General features: G+C 52.0%; 18 protein-coding genes. 11 read left to right on the top strand and 7 right to left on the bottom strand.

All coding sequences use genetic code 11. The annotated features are described in order from the left end of the window. The first annotated feature begins 218 nt into the window (after nucleotides 1–218). Together rtcR and panS are read left to right on the top strand one after the other, a co-directional pair. Entirely contained in the window at nucleotides 219–1,799 is a 1,581-nt protein-coding gene (gene rtcR / locus VSR74_RS20370) for an RNA repair transcriptional activator RtcR (protein ID WP_347796378.1), read from the top strand. Nucleotides 1,800–1,916: 117 nt separating this feature from the next. Next, nucleotides 1,917–2,858, top strand: a complete 942-nt coding sequence (gene panS, locus VSR74_RS20375) for a ketopantoate/pantoate/pantothenate transporter PanS (protein WP_347796379.1) — start codon at nucleotides 1,917–1,919, stop codon at nucleotides 2,856–2,858. 31 nt (nucleotides 2,859–2,889) lie between these two features. Here the strand turns inward: panS and VSR74_RS20380 are convergent, their stop codons facing one another. Together VSR74_RS20380 and VSR74_RS20385 are read right to left on the bottom strand one after the other, a co-directional pair. After that, on the bottom strand, nucleotides 2,890–3,228 hold the full coding sequence (locus VSR74_RS20380; RefSeq protein WP_347796380.1) for a helix-turn-helix domain-containing protein: 339 nt from the start codon (nucleotides 3,226–3,228) through the stop codon (nucleotides 2,890–2,892). After that, nucleotides 3,225–3,401 (bottom strand): type II toxin-antitoxin system RelE/ParE family toxin, encoded by a 177-nt coding sequence (locus tag VSR74_RS20385; RefSeq protein WP_411914275.1) that lies wholly within the window; start codon nucleotides 3,399–3,401, stop codon nucleotides 3,225–3,227. The genes VSR74_RS20380 and VSR74_RS20385 overlap by 4 nt, the downstream gene beginning before the upstream one ends. Nucleotides 3,402–3,598: 197 nt before the next feature. On the opposite strand from VSR74_RS20385, the gene VSR74_RS20390 reads away from it, so the two are divergent. Further along, nucleotides 3,599–3,871, top strand: coding sequence for a YjbD family protein (locus tag VSR74_RS20390; protein WP_149461760.1), 273 nt, complete (start codon nucleotides 3,599–3,601; stop codon nucleotides 3,869–3,871). Here VSR74_RS20390 and rluF read toward each other — a convergent pair whose 3' ends face one another. Next, nucleotides 3,872–4,741 carry a 23S rRNA pseudouridine(2604) synthase RluF gene (rluF, locus tag VSR74_RS20395; protein WP_347796381.1) on the bottom strand — a complete coding sequence of 290 codons (870 nt, stop codon included), beginning with the start codon at nucleotides 4,739–4,741 and terminating at the stop codon, nucleotides 3,872–3,874. Nucleotides 4,742–5,089: 348 nt separating this feature from the next. Here rluF and VSR74_RS20400 point away from each other — a divergent pair, with 348 nt between their 5' ends. The 7 genes from VSR74_RS20400 (at nucleotide 5,090) to sorE (ending at nucleotide 10,802) form a co-directional block, all read left to right on the top strand. After that, nucleotides 5,090–6,037 (top strand): sugar-binding transcriptional regulator, encoded by a 948-nt coding sequence (locus tag VSR74_RS20400; RefSeq protein ID WP_347796382.1) that lies wholly within the window; start codon nucleotides 5,090–5,092, stop codon nucleotides 6,035–6,037. Nucleotides 6,038–6,107: 70 nt separating this feature from the next. Further along, entirely contained in the window at nucleotides 6,108–6,914 is an 807-nt protein-coding gene (locus VSR74_RS20405) for an SDR family oxidoreductase (RefSeq protein ID WP_347796383.1), read from the top strand. Nucleotides 6,915–6,923: 9 nt separating this feature from the next. Beyond that, on the top strand, nucleotides 6,924–7,331 hold the full coding sequence (locus tag VSR74_RS20410) for a mannose/fructose/sorbose PTS transporter subunit IIA (protein ID WP_347796384.1): 408 nt from the start codon (nucleotides 6,924–6,926) through the stop codon (nucleotides 7,329–7,331). Continuing rightward, entirely contained in the window at nucleotides 7,331–7,825 is a 495-nt protein-coding gene (locus VSR74_RS20415; protein WP_347796385.1) for a PTS system mannose/fructose/N-acetylgalactosamine-transporter subunit IIB, read from the top strand. The genes VSR74_RS20410 and VSR74_RS20415 overlap by 1 nt, the downstream gene beginning before the upstream one ends. Nucleotides 7,826–7,890: 65 nt before the next feature. After that, complete coding sequence (locus VSR74_RS20420; RefSeq protein WP_276222208.1) at nucleotides 7,891–8,688, top strand: PTS mannose/fructose/sorbose transporter subunit IIC; 798 nt, start codon at nucleotides 7,891–7,893, stop codon at nucleotides 8,686–8,688. 11 nt (nucleotides 8,689–8,699) lie between these two features. Continuing rightward, nucleotides 8,700–9,524, top strand: coding sequence for a PTS system mannose/fructose/sorbose family transporter subunit IID (locus tag VSR74_RS20425; protein WP_347796386.1), 825 nt, complete (start codon nucleotides 8,700–8,702; stop codon nucleotides 9,522–9,524). Nucleotides 9,525–9,575: 51 nt separating this feature from the next. Continuing rightward, on the top strand, nucleotides 9,576–10,802 hold the full coding sequence (sorE, locus tag VSR74_RS20430; RefSeq protein ID WP_347796387.1) for an L-sorbose 1-phosphate reductase: 1,227 nt from the start codon (nucleotides 9,576–9,578) through the stop codon (nucleotides 10,800–10,802). A gap of 72 nt (nucleotides 10,803–10,874) precedes the next feature. On the opposite strand, the gene VSR74_RS20435 is transcribed toward sorE, so the two are convergent. Continuing rightward, nucleotides 10,875–11,198, bottom strand: a complete 324-nt coding sequence (locus VSR74_RS20435) for a helix-turn-helix domain-containing protein (protein ID WP_347796388.1) — start codon at nucleotides 11,196–11,198, stop codon at nucleotides 10,875–10,877. Between the two features lies 1 nt (nucleotide 11,199). Further along, nucleotides 11,200–11,547 carry a type II toxin-antitoxin system RelE/ParE family toxin gene (locus VSR74_RS20440; RefSeq protein ID WP_347796389.1) on the bottom strand — a complete coding sequence of 116 codons (348 nt, stop codon included), beginning with the start codon at nucleotides 11,545–11,547 and terminating at the stop codon, nucleotides 11,200–11,202. A 214-nt stretch (nucleotides 11,548–11,761) separates the two neighbouring features. On the opposite strand from VSR74_RS20440, the gene pepE reads away from it, so the two are divergent. Then, a complete protein-coding gene (gene pepE / locus VSR74_RS20445) occupies nucleotides 11,762–12,451 on the top strand; it encodes a dipeptidase PepE (RefSeq protein ID WP_347796390.1) in 690 nt (229 codons plus the stop codon). Nucleotides 12,452–12,495: 44 nt separating this feature from the next. Here the strand turns inward: pepE and VSR74_RS20450 are convergent, their stop codons facing one another. Then, nucleotides 12,496–14,127: a Na/Pi cotransporter family protein gene (locus VSR74_RS20450; protein ID WP_347796391.1), complete on the bottom strand. Its 1,632-nt coding sequence runs from the start codon at nucleotides 14,125–14,127 to the stop codon at nucleotides 12,496–12,498. Nucleotides 14,128–14,775: 648 nt separating this feature from the next. Further along, nucleotides 14,776–15,585 (bottom strand): hypothetical protein, encoded by an 810-nt coding sequence (locus VSR74_RS20455; protein WP_347796392.1) that lies wholly within the window; start codon nucleotides 15,583–15,585, stop codon nucleotides 14,776–14,778. Nucleotides 15,586–15,607 lie beyond the last annotated feature (22 nt).

Here is a 15,607-nt window from a genome sequence, read left to right on the forward strand (position 1 = left end):
CTGCTCCTGGGGCGCCGGCGGGGTTTTAATCCCCTGCATTTTCAGCATGTTGACCGATGAAGTTATTGCCAGAAGCGTGCCAGAAGAAGAAAATCACGATAAATATTTATAATCATATGATTAATAATGGTTTTATTTTTTCAGTCCGTAACAGGCATTGCCTGCCTGTCAGGAAAAATTTATCTTTTGATATCAATACTTATTTTTATGGATAAACCATGAAAAAACGGCGGGTGGTGATTGGCGTCCTGGGTACAGTCCTGGATAAACGCGGCAAGCGAGCAAACCGATTTAAGAAATGGCGGCCCACTGTAGGATTATGCCAGCAGGCTGATTTCCCCATAGACCGCCTGGAATTACTCCACCAGCCACGTGATGAAAACATGGCGCAACGGCTGGCAGAAGACGTTGCCCTGCTCTCGCCTCGCACCGATGTACGTCCACATACCGTGACGATTAATGACCCGTGGGATTTTGAAGAGGTTTACGCCGCCTTTCTCGACTTTGCGACACATTACCCTTTTGATACCGAGAATGAAGAGTATCTGGTGCATATCACCACCGGTACGCATGTGGCGCAGATTTGCTGGTTCCTGCTCACGGAGGCTCGCTATCTTCCCGCCAGCCTGCTGCAAACCAGCCCGGCGCCGAAAGATTCGTCTGATGAAGCCATCGCAGCAGGCAAGTACTCGGTTATCGACCTTGATTTAAGTCGTTACTCCACCCTGACTAGTCGTTTTCAGCACGAACAGCAGCAATCGGTCTCTTTTCTGAAAGCCGGTATCGAGACGCGGAACGTCACATTTAACAAACTGATTGACCAGATTGAGCGCGTGGCCCTGCGTTCCTGTGCACCCATCTTGCTTACCGGGCCGACCGGTGCCGGGAAATCATTTCTGGCAAAACGGATATTTCAGCTTCGTCAGTCGCGTCATCGGGTCGACGGAAAATTCGTGGCCATCAACTGCGCCACATTGCGCGGCGATAACGCCATGTCCACGCTGTTTGGGCATGTCAAAGGCGCATTTACCGGTGCATTAACGCCACGCGCCGGTTTGCTCCGGGAAGCCAATGGTGGCGTGCTGTTTCTTGATGAGATCGCCGAACTGGGGCTGGACGAACAGGCGATGCTGTTAAAAGCCATTGAGGAAAAAACCTTCTTCCCATTTGGCTCTGATAAAGAGGTGCATAGCGATTTTCAACTGATTGCCGGCACCCATCGCGATATGCGCCAATGGATCGCCGAGGGGCGTTTTCGCGAAGACCTTTACGCCCGTATTAATATGTGGAGTTTCGCACTGCCAGGACTGATACAGCGGCGGGAAGATATCGCCCCCAACGTTGAGTATGAGCTGGGGCGATTTACGCGTGAACAACAATCACAGGTGCGTTTCGATAAAGAGGCGCGTGAGCGTTATCTCTCCTTTGCCTGCTCGCAACAAGCAGTATGGCGTGGAAACTTCAGGGAATTAAGCGCATCGATCACGCGTACGGCAACACTTGCAGAGAAGGGGCGCATAACGCTCGCTGTCGTCGATGAAGAAATTGCTCGCTTAAAGGCAGAGTGGCAAACCACAGGTGAAGCGACGATCATTAATCAGGAAATTGATCTCTTTGATCAGCGCCAACTGGAGACCGTTCTGGACGTATGCCGTACCAGCGCATCGCTTTCAGAAGCAGGAAGAATGCTGTTTGCTGTCTCCCGGCAGAAAAAGGCCAACCCTAACGACGCCGATCGATTACGTAAATATCTGGCACGTTTTGGATTGAGCTGGGAGAGTATTCACAGGGGAACATGAACATAATTTGTTTGAATAATCCCCTCTCACGCGATAAACAATACCTATGGCCGGGCTCGAACCCGGCCATTTTTATAACAAACAACGCAAACACAACGCTATCGCAAGGAATACAACATGCTCGCTGTTCTGACCCGGCTGTTCCCGTTATGGGCGCTGCTGCTCTCCGTTATTGCTTATTACACGCCGCCCACCTTCACAGCCATCGGCCCGTGGGTGCCGACTCTGCTGATGCTGATTATGTTCGGTATGGGCGTGCATCTCAAAGTGGACGATTTTAAGCGCGTGCTTTCACGTCCGGCACCGGTTGCGGCGGGGATCTTTCTGCATTATCTGGTGATGCCGCTCGCCGCCTGGCTGCTGGCGTTGCTGTTTAAAATGCCCCCCGAACTCTCCGCCGGTATGGTGCTGGTTGGCAGCGTCGCCAGTGGGACGGCATCCAACGTGATGATTTATCTGGCGAAAGGCGACGTCGCGCTGTCAGTCACCATTTCCTCTGTTTCAACGCTGGTTGGCGTAATTGCCACGCCGTTGCTCACCCGTCTGTACGTCGATGCGCATATTCAGGTTGATGTAATGGGCATGCTGTTAAGTATTCTGCAAATCGTGGTGATCCCCATTGGCCTGGGGCTGATTGTTCACCACCTCTTCCCGCGGGTGGTCAAAGCGGTGGAGCCTTACCTGCCCGCCTTCTCCATGGTATGTATTCTGGCGATCATCAGTGCCGTGGTGGCCGGTTCCGCATCACACATTGCCTCGGTCGGTTTTGTGGTGATTATCGCGGTGATCCTGCATAACACCATCGGCCTGCTCGGCGGATATTGGGGCGGGAAACTGTTCGGCTTTGATGAATCCACCTGCCGCACACTGGCGATTGAAGTGGGGATGCAAAACTCCGGCCTCGCCGCCGCGCTGGGAAAAATCTACTTCGGCCCACTCGCGGCGCTGCCCGGCGCGCTGTTCTCGGTGTGGCACAATCTTTCCGGCTCCCTGCTGGCGGGTTACTGGTCCGGGAAGCCGATTGATGAGAAGGCTCGGGATGCGGTGAAAGAGGGATGAATTACAGCCCGGTGAGGTGAACTTGCCGGGTTTAGCCTACTTGCAGTGTGACGGGTTTCCCCAACCTCACCAACATCATAACCAAAGCGTCCAGGGTGAATTTATTGGTTTTATGATTCACAACGTCCGAAACCCGTGGTCGGGAAATATTTAATTTCAGGGCGGCGTCAGCTTGTTTCAGTTTGTGCTCGTTAATCCAGACGGAAATTTCCTGCATCAATTGCTGTTTAAGCGCAATGAGTTGCTCAACTTCTCGTTCAGCGTCCAGAAAAAGCTGTTGCGCTTCTTCGCCACTAAATCCCAGTTCAGAAAATATATTGGCATCCGCAGGCGTCACGTGATGGATTTTGACATCAATGGAGGAGCTCATTTTCGGTTCCTTAACTCTTGCTGTACCGCCTGATAACGGGCTTTTGCAATACGTTTATCTTGCTCAGAAGTGCGCTGTGTCTTTTTGCCGAAACAGTGCAACACATAAACAGCGTAAGTCATCAAATGACCGACCCAGGCAATAGGTCTCGACGCTTGCCTGATTGAAAGCATAACACATCCTTGTATAAAATTTTATACATGCATTATTTGTGATGTTCACATACTTTGTCCAAACACAGGCATTACGCTAATTCAGGAGCATTTATTCGTCACCAGGGAAATAAATAATCTGCGATGCGCTTTCAGCATTAGTTTCTTTCGCACAATTTCCCGTACACTGGACTCTCTGGCCAACTGAGGGCACCACCATGGCACTCCCCCGCATTACCCAAAAAGAGATGACCGAGCGCGAGCAGCGTGAACTAAAAACGTTGCTTGACCGCGCGCGTATTGCGCATGGCCGCGTGTTGACCAATGCCGAAACCAACAGCATCAAGAAAGAGTACATCGATAAGTTGATGGTTGCGCGTGAAGCTGAAGCGAAGAAAGCCCGCCAGTTGAAGAAAAAGCAGGCTTATAAACCGGATGCGGAAGCATCCTTTTCCTGGTCGGCGAATACGCCAACGCGCGGCAGGCGCTGATTAACGTCCTTTCTTTTTACGCCCCGGCGACGCAAAACGCTTGCCGTTTGACGCCGGGCGCGCTTTCTCCGCCGTCTTTTCTATCTTCACTACCGGGCGTTTAATTCCCGCCGTTTTCGGTTTAGCCTTTGCTTTCGGTTTGGCCTCTGAAGAGGAGCCTTCGATAAGTTTAAACAGGTCGATCAGTTCATCATCGGTTAAGTCACGCCATTCACCCAACGGAATACCACTTAAACTGACGTTCATAATACGTGTGCGTTCCAGCTTTTTCACTTCGTAGCCAAAGTGCTCGCACATGCGGCGAATCTGACGGTTCAGGCCCTGCACCAGCGTGATGCGAAAGACAAACGGTGCTTCTTTTTTAACCTTGCACTTCTTCGTCACTGTACCGAGGATCGGGACGCCCGCGCCCATGCCACGCACAAACTCATCCGTCACCGGTTTATCGACCGTCACCAGATACTCTTTTTCGTGATCGTTACCGGCACGCAGGATCTTATTGACCAGATCGCCGTGGTTGGTAAGGAAAATCAGCCCCTGTGAATCTTTATCCAGGCGGCCAATCGGGAACACGCGTTTGCTGTGGTTGACGAAATCGACGATGTTGTCGCGCTCGCCATCCTCCGTGGTGCTGACAATACCGACTGGTTTGTTCAGGGCAATCAGCACCAAATCTTCTGCTTCCCGTGGCTCAATCAACTGACCGTTTACTTTTACAACGTCGCCAGGTTTTACCTGATCGCCAATGGTGGCGCGCTTACCGTTGAGGAAAACGTTACCTTGTTCAATGTAACGATCGGCTTCGCGGCGTGAGCAAATGCCACTTTCGCTGATGTATTTGTTTAAGCGGATGGATGAGTCGGGCAGCATAAATTCTCCTCTAAAACGCGGAATATACCCTACCTCTTAACGATGAAAAACAGGGTTATGCGGCAACGTCGAAATTAAATGTGATCTGCAGCGCCTTTTATCACAAAAGTGTCATCCGCCACCCTGTGCAAGTTTGCGTAGCGAAAATCAGGTTAATCAATCAATTACACACTTCTGCACACCTGTGCTACTGACTCCTGCGCAGAGAAACAAATGTGCAAGATAAAGCGCTCTTTCATCCGCCTGAAAGAGTTAAAAATCACTTTTAAACCGCATCATGATGGGGTTATATCAGATTAAGCGGTTAAAAAGCACATTTGCACATATGTGCAGAATGAGGAGGCGGCAATGGAAAACAGTGACGATATCCGTTTGATTGTGAAGATTGCCCAACTCTATTACGAGCAGGATATGACCCAGGCGCAAATCGCCCGCGAGTTGGGTATTTACCGTACCACCATCAGCCGCCTGCTTAAGCGGGGCCGCGAGCAGGGTATTGTCACCATCGCCATTAACTACGACTACAACGAAAATCTTTGGCTGGAGCAGCAGCTCAAGCAACAGTTTGGCCTGAAAGAGGCCGTGGTGGTGTCGGGCAGCGATGAAGAGGAAGAGGCGCAGCTCACCATGATGGGGTTACACGGCGCGCAGTTGCTGGATCGCTTGCTGGAGCCTGGCGATATTGTCGGTTTCTCCTGGGGTCGCGCGGTACGCGCGCTGGTCGAAAATCTGCCGCAGGCGGCGCAATCGCGGCAGTTAATCTGCGTACCGATTATCGGCGGGCCATCCGGGAAACTAGAAAGCCGCTATCATGTGAACACATTGACTTACGGCGCGGCGGCAAAGCTGAAAGGCGAATCGCATCTCGCCGATTTTCCTGCCCTATTAGATAACCCGTTAATTCGTAATGGGATCATGCAGTCGCAGCACTTTAAAACGATCTCTGCCTACTGGGACAATCTGGACGTCGCCCTGGTGGGAATTGGTTCCCCGGCCATTCGCGATGGCGCTAACTGGCATGCATTTTATGGCGGCGAAGAGAGTGATGACCTGAATGCCCGCCAGGTCGCCGGTGATATTTGCTCGCGCTTTTTCGATATTCACGGCGCAACGGTCGATACCAATATGAGCGAGAAAACGCTCTCTATCGAAATGAGTAAATTAAAGCAGGCGCGCTATTCCATTGGTATTGCCATGGGCGCAGAAAAATACAGCGGAATTATTGGCGCGCTGCGCGGAAATTATATTAATTGCCTGGTCACGAATAGCGACACGGCTGAATTGTTACTGAAATAAAAATCTGCCCGACTCTGTCTGTAATACAAAATTACAGCGGGCCTCTGTTACCTAAAATCAGGAGTCTGTTATGCAAACGTGGTTAAATTTGCAGGATAAAATCATTATTGTCACCGGCGGCGCATCCGGCATTGGCCTGGCGATTGTCGAAGAATTATTAGCGCAAGGCGCGAATGTGCAGATGGCCGATATTCACAGCGGCGACGGTCAATATGCAGGGCATAAAGGCTATCAGTTCTGGCCGACCGATATTTCCAGCGCCAGCGAGGTGAATCATACGGTGGCGGAAATTATCCAGCGCTTTGGCCGTATTGACGGTCTGGTCAACAACGCCGGGGTTAATTTCCCGCGTCTGCTGGTCGATGAGAAAGCGCCTGCCGGGCAATATGAACTCAACGAAGCCGCATTCGAAAAAATGGTCAATATCAACCAGAAAGGCGTGTTTTTAATGTCGCAGGCGGTGGCGCGGCAGATGGTGAAACAGCGCAATGGCGTGATTTTGAATGTCTCTTCGGAAAGCGGGCTAGAAGGCTCAGAGGGCCAGAGTTGCTACGCCGCCACCAAGGCCGCGCTCAACAGTTTCACCCGTTCCTGGTCGAAAGAGCTGGGTAAGCACGGTATCCGCGTCGTTGGCATCGCACCAGGGATTCTGGAAAAAACCGGGCTGCGCACGCCGGAGTATGAAGAAGCGCTGGCGTGGACGCGCAACATCACCGTCGAGCAGTTGCGTGAAGGCTACAGCAAAAATTCCATTCCTATTGGGCGTTCCGGAAGGTTAGCAGAAGTCGCTGATTTTGTTTGTTATCTGCTGTCTGAGCGCGCCAGCTACATCACCGGAGTAACCACTAACATTGCGGGCGGCAAAACGCGCGGGTAAGGAGGCTTTATGGTCAACGCTATTTTTTGCGCCCACGGCAAATTAGCCTGCGCCATGCTGGAATCGGTGCAGATGGTGTACGGCGACGCGAATGTTGAGGCGGTTGAATTTGTGCCCGGTGAGAACGCCAGCGACATCGTGGCAAAGCTGGAAAAGTTAGTAAGCATTCACAACCAGGATGAGTGGCTGATCGCCGTGGATTTACAGTGCGGCAGCCCGTGGAATGCGGCAGCGACGCTTGCGATGCGTAACCCGCGCCTGCGGGTGATCAGCGGCCTTTCCCTGCCGCTGGCGCTCGAACTGGTCGATAACCAGGGCAGCATGAACGTGGATGAACTGTGTGAACACCTGACGCAAATCGCAAAGCAAACCTGCGTCGTCTGGAGACAACTGGAAACGGCTGAGGAGGATTTCTGATGAACATTACGCTCGCCCGCATTGATGACCGCCTGATCCACGGCCAGGTCACCACCGTCTGGTCAAAAGTAGCTAACGCTCAGCGCATTATTATCTGCAATGATGAAGTGTATAACGATGAGGTTCGCCGGACATTATTACGCCAGGCAGCGCCGCCGGGAATAAAGGTTAATGTAGTTAATATTGAAAAAGCCGTTGCGGTTTATCACAACCCGCAATATCAGGATGAAACGGTCTTTTATCTTTTCACCAATCCTCAGGATGCTCTGGCGATGGTTAAACAGGGCGTAAAAATTAACGTGCTGAATATTGGCGGTATGGCCTGGCGCCCGGGTAAAAAACAGTTAACCAAAGCGGTTTCATTAGATGACGACGATATTAACGCATTTCATGCGCTGAATAGTCTTGGCGTCACCCTGGATTTACGCGTCGTGGCGTCAGATCCCTCAATCAATATTATCGACAAAATAAACGAACAGTTAGTCGCAAATTAAATAATAGCGCCTGTGCACGAATGCTTTAACAGGCAGGGATGATCACACTCAAAAGGTGACAGATTATGGAAATAAGTACCCTACAAATCATTGCCATATTTTTATTTTCCTGTATTGCCGGGATGGGCAGCGTGCTGGATGAATTTCAGACTCACCGCCCGCTTATCGCCTGCACGGTCATTGGCTTAATTCTTGGCGATATCAAAACCGGGATTATGCTCGGCGGTACGCTGGAGCTTATCGCGCTTGGCTGGATGAACGTCGGCGCGGCGCAGTCTCCGGATTCCGCGCTCGCCAGCATCATCTCCGCCATTCTGGTTATCGTCGGCCAGCAAAGCATCGCCACGGGCATCGCCATTGCCCTCCCCGTCGCGGCGGCAGGCCAGGTGCTGACGGTCTTCGCCCGCACCATCACCGTGGTGTTCCAGCATGCGGCGGATAAAGCCGCTGAAGAGGCGCGCTTTCGCACTATCGATATTCTGCATGTCTCCGCACTTGGCGTTCAGGCGCTGCGCGTCGCCATTCCGGCGCTGATTGTCTCGCTGTTCGTCAGCGCCGATATGGTCAGCAATATGCTGAGCGCGATACCGGAATTTGTCACCCGCGGTCTGCAAATCGCAGGCGGTTTTATTGTTGTCGTCGGCTACGCCATGGTGCTGCGCATGATGGGCGTGAAGTATCTGATGCCCTTCTTTTTCCTCGGTTTTATCGCGGGTGGCTATCTCGACCTCAGCCTGCTGGCTTTCGGTGGCGTCGGCGTGATTATCGCGCTGGTCTACATCCAGCTTAATCCACAGTGGCGTAAAGCCGCGCCGCAAACGCAGGCCACCTCCTCCACCGCCCTCGACCAGCTTGACGACTAACGGAGCCCATCATGGAACAGAGAAAAATCACACGCAGCGATCTGGTGAGCATGTTTCTGCGCTCCAACCTGCAACAGGCGTCCTTTAACTTTGAACGCATTCATGGGCTGGGTTTTTGCTACGACATGATCCCCGCCATTAAGCGCCTCTATCCGCTAAAAGAAGACCAGGTCGCCGCGCTAAAACGCCATCTGGTGTTCTTCAATACCACGCCAGCGGTGTGCGGCCCGGTTATCGGCGTCACCGCCGCAATGGAAGAGGCGCGAGCCAACGGTGCGGAGATTGATGACGGCGCCATCAACGGTATCAAAGTCGGCCTGATGGGCCCGCTGGCCGGGGTCGGCGATCCGCTGGTGTGGGGCACCTTGCGCCCGATCACCGCCGCGCTTGGCGCGTCACTGGCGCTGTCCGGCAACATTCTTGGCCCGCTGCTGTTCTTCTTTATTTTCAATGCGGTGCGGCTGGCGATGAAGTGGTACGGCCTGCAACTCGGCTTTCGCAAAGGGGTGAATATTGTCAGCGATATGGGCGGCAACCTGCTGCAAAAACTGACCGAAGGTGCCTCGATTCTTGGTCTGTTTGTGATGGGCGTGCTGGTCACCAAATGGACGTCAATCAACGTGCCGCTGGTCGTTTCGCAAACGCCGGGAGCCGATGGCGCCACCGTCACCATGACCGTGCAGAACATTCTCGACCAGCTTTGTCCCGGCCTGCTGGCGCTAGGGCTGACGCTGCTGATGGTGCGTTTGCTCAACAAAAAAATTAACCCGGTATGGCTGATCTTCGCCCTGTTCGGCTTAGGGATTATCGGCAATGCGCTGGGCTTCCTGTCCTGATTCTTCGCCCCGGCCAGAGCGCCGGGGCCATCGCTCAACATGAGGTGGTTTATGAAAACAACAGCTTTGCGTCTTTACGGTCAACGCGACCTGCGCCTGGAAACCTTTGATCTTCCGGACATGCAGGAGGATGAAATTCTGGCAACGGTGGTCACCGACAGCCTGTGCCTTTCCTCCTGGAAAGAGGCCAATCTGGGGGAAAACCATAAAAAAGTGCCCGACGATGTGGCGACTAACCCCATCATCATCGGCCACGAATTTTGCGGCGACATTCTGGCCGTCGGTAAAAAGTGGCAGCACAAATTTCAGCCGGGCCAGCGCTACGTGATCCAGGCCAACCTGCAACTGCCCGATCGCCCGGACTGCCCCGGTTACTCCTTCCCGTGGGTGGGCGGCGAAGCGACACATGTGGTTATCCCAAACGAGGTCATGGAACAGGATTGCCTGCTGGCATACGAAGGCGAAACCTACTTTGAAGGCTCGCTGGTTGAGCCGCTCTCCTGCGTGATTGGCGCCTTCAACGCCAATTATCATCTTCAGGAAGGCACCTATAACCACACGATGGGGATCCGCCCGCAGGGGCGCACGCTGATCCTCGGCGGCACCGGCCCGATGGGGCTGCTGGCGATTGATTATGCGCTGCATGGGCCGGTTAACCCGTCGCTGTTAATCATCACCGATACCAATAACGACAAGTTAAGCTATGCGCAGAAACACTATCCGTCGGAGCCGCAAACGCTGATTCATTATCTCAATGCAACCGACGCCTCGTACGAGACGTTAATGGCGCTTAGCGGCGGCCACGGTTTCGATGATATTTTTGTCTTCGTGCCCAATGAAGAACTGGTTACCCTCGCTTCTTCACTGCTGGCGGCCGACGGCTGTATGAACTTCTTCGCAGGGCCGCAGGATAAACACTTCAGCGCGCCGATTAATTTCTACGATGTGCACTACGCCTTTACCCACTACGTGGGCACGTCGGGCGGCAATACCGACGATATGCGCGCGGCGGTCAAACTGATTGAAGAGAAGAAAGTGCAGGCGGCGAAAGTGGTAACTCATATTCTGGGGCTGAATGCCGCGGGCGAAACCACGCTGGAATTACCTGCCGTCGGCGGCGGGAAAAAGCTGGTGTATACCGGGAAATCCCTGCCGCTTACCTCGCTTACACACATTCAGGATGAAGGACTGGCGGCGATTATGGCGCGTCATCGGGGCGTCTGGTCTGGTGAGGCGGAGCAATATCTGCTCGCACAGTGCGACCCAATATGCAATTGATTGCTGAAGCGGAAAGGTTTGCATGAGAGAGTAAGCAAAAGCGTTCTGGCAACAATTCGCGCCAGAACGCTTTTACATCTCACAAAAAATAACTTTTAGTGAACCGCGTACAGCGCTCTGTTTTCCAACCACAATCTCAACATCTCGCCCCAGTTTTACCAGGCATTCGAGCATTTTCGCCTCACTAATTCCGCGAAACTGACCTCTCAGTAAATTAGACAATTTAGGTTGTGTCATACCGAGGATATGTGCGGCCTGCTGTTGGGTTAATCCCTTACGTTGCAGAATTTCACTAATAGCCTGCGCCAACTGCGCTTTCAGTTGCATCTGTTCGGCATCATGAATACCGAGATCTTCATAAACATTGCCACAGCTAACATCCACATTTTGAGACATATCATCCCCCCTGCGCATGGCGTTGAGCGGCCCTGAGCCGCTGATAAATAAGATCGATTTCCGGTTTTGGCGTGCTGATTCCGGAAGAGGATTTTTTCTGAAATGCGTGTAAGACATACACCGCATTACGCAAGGTAATGGTATAAACCGCACGCCAGGTATTACCGTGAAAATCTTCCACAACCTCCAGAACACCTGAACCCCCAAAGCCTTTTAGCGGCTTGGCCTGAGGATGTCTCTGCCCCTGCTGCGCAAGCCAAAGCGCGTAACCAAAAATATCCTGGACATGCTCCGGCATCGCCTGGAGATCCTTTTTTGACTGTCCGACCCAAAACAGAGGCTTGCTCATCCCTCCTCCTGATTATATCCATATAGGTATAAATATCCATCGCCATAAGCGGAGAATAAAACAACGGTATCCATGCGGTATGAAAGATAATTCCAACCTGCGAGGCGCTTTCCAGAATATCTCTCCAGCTCCGTGAACCCCGTCAGCAAGTCTTATCACCATGCGTGATAGCATAGTCATCAACCCCTTAATTCCCTGATTGTCTGGAGAAAGAATGGAACTGCTGCTGTTAAGTAACTCGACGCTGCCGGGTAAGGCCTGGCTGGAACATGCGCTACCGCTGATTCGTGGCGCGCTGAACGGTCGCCGTTCGGCGGTATTTATTCCCTTCGCGGGCGTGACGCAAACGTGGGACGCCTACACAGCAAAAACGGCAGCGGTCTTTGAGCCAATGGGCGTGACGGTCGTCGGTATTCATAACGCAGCCGATCCGATCGCTGCCATTGAAAATGCAGACCTGGTGATTGTCGGCGGCGGAAATACCTTCCAGTTACTGAAAGAGAGCCGCGAGCGCGGGCTGCTGGCACCGATTGTTGATGTGGTGAAACGCGGCGCGCTCTACATCGGCTGGAGCGCGGGCTCGAACCTGGCTTGCCCAACCATTCGTACCACCAATGATATGCCGATTGTCGATCCACAAGGTTTTGGTGCGCTGGGGCTGTTCCCGCTGCAGATTAACCCTCACTTCACCAATGCGCTGCCGGAAGGGCACCAGGGTGAAACACGCGAACAGCGGATCCGCGAACTGCTGGTTGCCGCGCCGGAGCTAACGGTGATTGGTTTGCCGGAAGGTAACTGGATTCAGGTGAGCGGTGAAGTCGCGACGCTTGGTGGGCCAAATACCAACTATCTGTTTAAAGCAGGTGAAGAGGCGGTACCGCTGGAAGCGGGACACCGCCTGTAAAGGTCGTTGCCGGATACGCGCAGCGCATCCGGCATCAAAACGCACTAATAATCATCCCGTTCGTCATCTTCATCCGGCTGCTCCAGCACGCTGTAAGCCACCGAGCAGAAGAGCGAGTTAAGACGCTGCATATCGCCCAGCAGGCCAAGGTGCAGCGAGCTGGTTTCAATACTCTGCACGTTTTGTTGATGCAGACGATCGACATGCGCGTGCGAGTAGCGGCGATTCAGAATGCGAAAACGATGCTTACTGCGTCGCAGACGACGAGCGCTGGTGACGTCGCCGGAGAAGAACACCGACATCGCCAGTTGCAGGTTACTCAGCAACTGTTCGTAAAGTGCATCCAGCTCCTTCAACCCTTCAATCGAGAATGCGCGACGGGCCGCCAGCGACTTATCGGCAATTTCGCTGCCCATACGCTCCACAATATCTGACGCCTGTTCGAGGTTGAGCGACATCTCGATAATTTCCGCCCAGCGGCGCGACTCCTCTTCCGCCAGTTCATCCTTTGGCATCCGCGCCAGATAGAGCTTGATGGCGGTGTAGAGCACGTTGATATCATCCGCCAGCTTACGCAGCTCTTTCTCTTCACGCGGCTCGCCGTGCATCACCTTTTTCAGCCCTTCCAGCATCTGCTCCATCGCGTCGCCGATGCGCAGCGCTTCGCGCGCGGCATTGGCCAGCGCCAGCGTAGGCGTGTCGAGGGCGGTGGTATCGAGGTGTTTTGGCTTCAGGCGCGCGTCCAGTTCGGGTTCATCGCGAATCATTCGTTTGCAGAAACGCGCCATCGGCTCGGCGAATGGAATCATCACCACGCAGCGAATCAGGTTGTAGAAGACGTGGAAATAGATAACCAGTTCCGATTCCGGCAAGGGAAGTTTCTGCAGCGTATCGGCCAGCACATGGACGAATGGCAGGATAATCAGGCTACCCACCAGCTTAAACAGTAAACTGCCCAGCGCCACGCGGCGGGCCGCCGCATTGGCCGCGCTGTTGTTGAGCATCGCCAGCAGGCCAGAGCCGAGGTTGGCGCCAATCACCAGACACAGCGCCACCGGGAAAGAAATGATCCCCGCGGTGGTCAGCGTGGCGGTCAGCAGCACGGCGGCCAGGCTCGAATAACTGATGATGGCGAACATCGCGCCAATCAGCGCATCCAGCATGATATCGCCAGTCAGCGAAGCGAAAATCACCTGTACGCCGTTGGCCTGGGTGATCGGCGTGACGGCCTGGACGATGAGTTCCAGCGCCAGCAAAATCAGGCCAAGGCCGATACCAACACGCCCCAGTTGCCCGGCGCGCGACTGTTTGCGGCCAAGGAAGAAGATCACGCCGATAAAAATCAGCAACGGCGACAGCCAGGATAAATCGAAGGTGAGGATACGCGCCATCAGCGCCGTCCCCACGTCAGCCCCCAGGACAATCACCAGCGCAGGCGTCAGGGCGACAAGATCCTGGGCGACGAACGACGTCACCAGCATGGTCGTGGCGTTACTGCTCTGCACCAGCGCAGTAACGCCAATACCCGCGCAGAAGGCGAGCGGTTTCTTTTCAACACTGCGGCTGAGGACGGTACGCAGGCGCGCGCCAAAGACGCGCATCACGCCCGTGCGGACAATGTGGGTGCCCCAAACCAGCAGGGCGACAGCGGAAAGCAGGTGTAACAGAGTTAACACGGAATCAGTTTCTCCTTATTGTTATGGGTTCCTGAGGCTCATCGTGTCGGCCTATTGCCTGATGGCGCTTTGCTTATCAAGCCTACAAACCATCCGGCAGAGATCGCTCACGAACCTTCTTTCAGTATAAGGGTTTACGCACAATAAAGAGACAGGACACTCATTGAGTGCCCTGTTAGTTGTAAGGAAAAGTGACTTCACGCAATATCCGCATAGGAAAATGCTTAACCTGCACACCGTCTGTACCACCATAATGTTCCAACCTTGATAAACTCTGAAAAGGTAAAGAGCAAAATTCCGATATAGGCTGGATAGCCGGGAATAAAATATAAAACAAAATGAATTATTGATACAGAGCAGGTGAAAGAACATAGTCGTAAAAATTCCTGACACACGAGAAACAAGACAGGTATTTTTCTTGAGGCGAAAAATAAATAAATTGAACACAAAAGAGAAACATAAAATATAATATTAAAAACAAACATCGCAATAATAAATAGCCCACTCCAACCGCCAACATTCATTGACATGAAATTCATCAAAAAATGATGTGTATCGGTATAAAAGGGAATATTCCCACGAAATATTGAAAATCCGACATAGATTAATATGGAGATAACATCCATCACGCCCCAAAAGATGTAGATCCTATTTTTTAAATTCATAACATTCATCGCTAATTGTTGGTATCCAGTGCCAGGATTTTCCTTCAGCAGCCCACACATCATCACTTTCAAGATAGCGTTGCGGAATCTCTCTTTGCTCACCATACCGTCTGATCACTGAGCGATTTGAAATGATCTCTTTATTCTCATTATCAATATACTCAGATAATGGTGACCATATCTGGATCTTATCCCTAATTGTATTCATGAAATCCTTTCCTTCAGACATAAATGGTCTTCCTTCATCTCCCATAGATGTAGCACGATTGATAGCCATAACTCCTACATTCAATAATGCATGATAATCGTTATCAGTTGTTTGCCAATAACCTGGACCATACTCCCGTGTTAATGGAACAAAATTGCTACGCGTTGGTGATGGCTTGCCGTATGCCAGCACCTTCATAGAAAAAGAAATTAAAATATTCTTAATAAATAAAGAATCATAGACTGCATCATTTACACAAAAAAGTTCTCCATTTTCAGAAATGAAAAAAGGATATCGATAACCATCATCAGCGTCACGCCTTAAATCAAGTAAGATTAAAAGTCCTCTATCTATATCACTATCTAACTTACTCCAGCTTGATTGGTCATATAGATCATATGAATAATAACTGCGCAAACCATCATTTCTCTTCAATATATAACCATTCAGAGAACCGACCATCCCACCCAATGATTTTTCCAGGTGAAAAATCTCTTTAATCCGGCGTTTTGCCTGAAGTGGATCAATGATATTTTCAAAATCTTTTGGCCTGATATAATCATTTAGTAAATCATAGAGTTCCATATATTCATCAATAACACATATT

Source organism: Pseudocitrobacter cyperus (genome assembly GCF_039889165.1).
Taxonomy (GTDB): domain Bacteria; phylum Pseudomonadota; class Gammaproteobacteria; order Enterobacterales; family Enterobacteriaceae; genus Pseudocitrobacter; species Pseudocitrobacter cyperus.

Coding starts and splice junctions, on each gene's coding strand:
- rtcR (WP_347796378.1), top strand. CDS start 219: ATGAAAAAACGGCGGGTGGTGATTGGCGTCCTGGGTACAGTCCTGGAT.
- panS (WP_347796379.1), top strand. CDS start 1,917: ATGCTCGCTGTTCTGACCCGGCTGTTCCCGTTATGGGCGCTGCTGCTC.
- VSR74_RS20380 (WP_347796380.1), bottom strand. CDS start 3,228: ATGAGCTCCTCCATTGATGTCAAAATCCATCACGTGACGCCTGCGGAT.
- VSR74_RS20385 (WP_411914275.1), bottom strand. CDS start 3,401: ATGCTTTCAATCAGGCAAGCGTCGAGACCTATTGCCTGGGTCGGTCAT.
- VSR74_RS20390 (WP_149461760.1), top strand. CDS start 3,599: ATGGCACTCCCCCGCATTACCCAAAAAGAGATGACCGAGCGCGAGCAG.
- rluF (WP_347796381.1), bottom strand. CDS start 4,741: ATGCTGCCCGACTCATCCATCCGCTTAAACAAATACATCAGCGAAAGT.
- VSR74_RS20400 (WP_347796382.1), top strand. CDS start 5,090: ATGGAAAACAGTGACGATATCCGTTTGATTGTGAAGATTGCCCAACTC.
- VSR74_RS20405 (WP_347796383.1), top strand. CDS start 6,108: ATGCAAACGTGGTTAAATTTGCAGGATAAAATCATTATTGTCACCGGC.
- VSR74_RS20410 (WP_347796384.1), top strand. CDS start 6,924: ATGGTCAACGCTATTTTTTGCGCCCACGGCAAATTAGCCTGCGCCATG.
- VSR74_RS20415 (WP_347796385.1), top strand. CDS start 7,331: ATGAACATTACGCTCGCCCGCATTGATGACCGCCTGATCCACGGCCAG.
- VSR74_RS20420 (WP_276222208.1), top strand. CDS start 7,891: ATGGAAATAAGTACCCTACAAATCATTGCCATATTTTTATTTTCCTGT.
- VSR74_RS20425 (WP_347796386.1), top strand. CDS start 8,700: ATGGAACAGAGAAAAATCACACGCAGCGATCTGGTGAGCATGTTTCTG.
- sorE (WP_347796387.1), top strand. CDS start 9,576: ATGAAAACAACAGCTTTGCGTCTTTACGGTCAACGCGACCTGCGCCTG.
- VSR74_RS20435 (WP_347796388.1), bottom strand. CDS start 11,198: ATGTCTCAAAATGTGGATGTTAGCTGTGGCAATGTTTATGAAGATCTC.
- VSR74_RS20440 (WP_347796389.1), bottom strand. CDS start 11,547: ATGAGCAAGCCTCTGTTTTGGGTCGGACAGTCAAAAAAGGATCTCCAG.
- pepE (WP_347796390.1), top strand. CDS start 11,762: ATGGAACTGCTGCTGTTAAGTAACTCGACGCTGCCGGGTAAGGCCTGG.
- VSR74_RS20455 (WP_347796392.1), bottom strand. CDS start 15,585: ATGGAACTCTATGATTTACTAAATGATTATATCAGGCCAAAAGATTTT.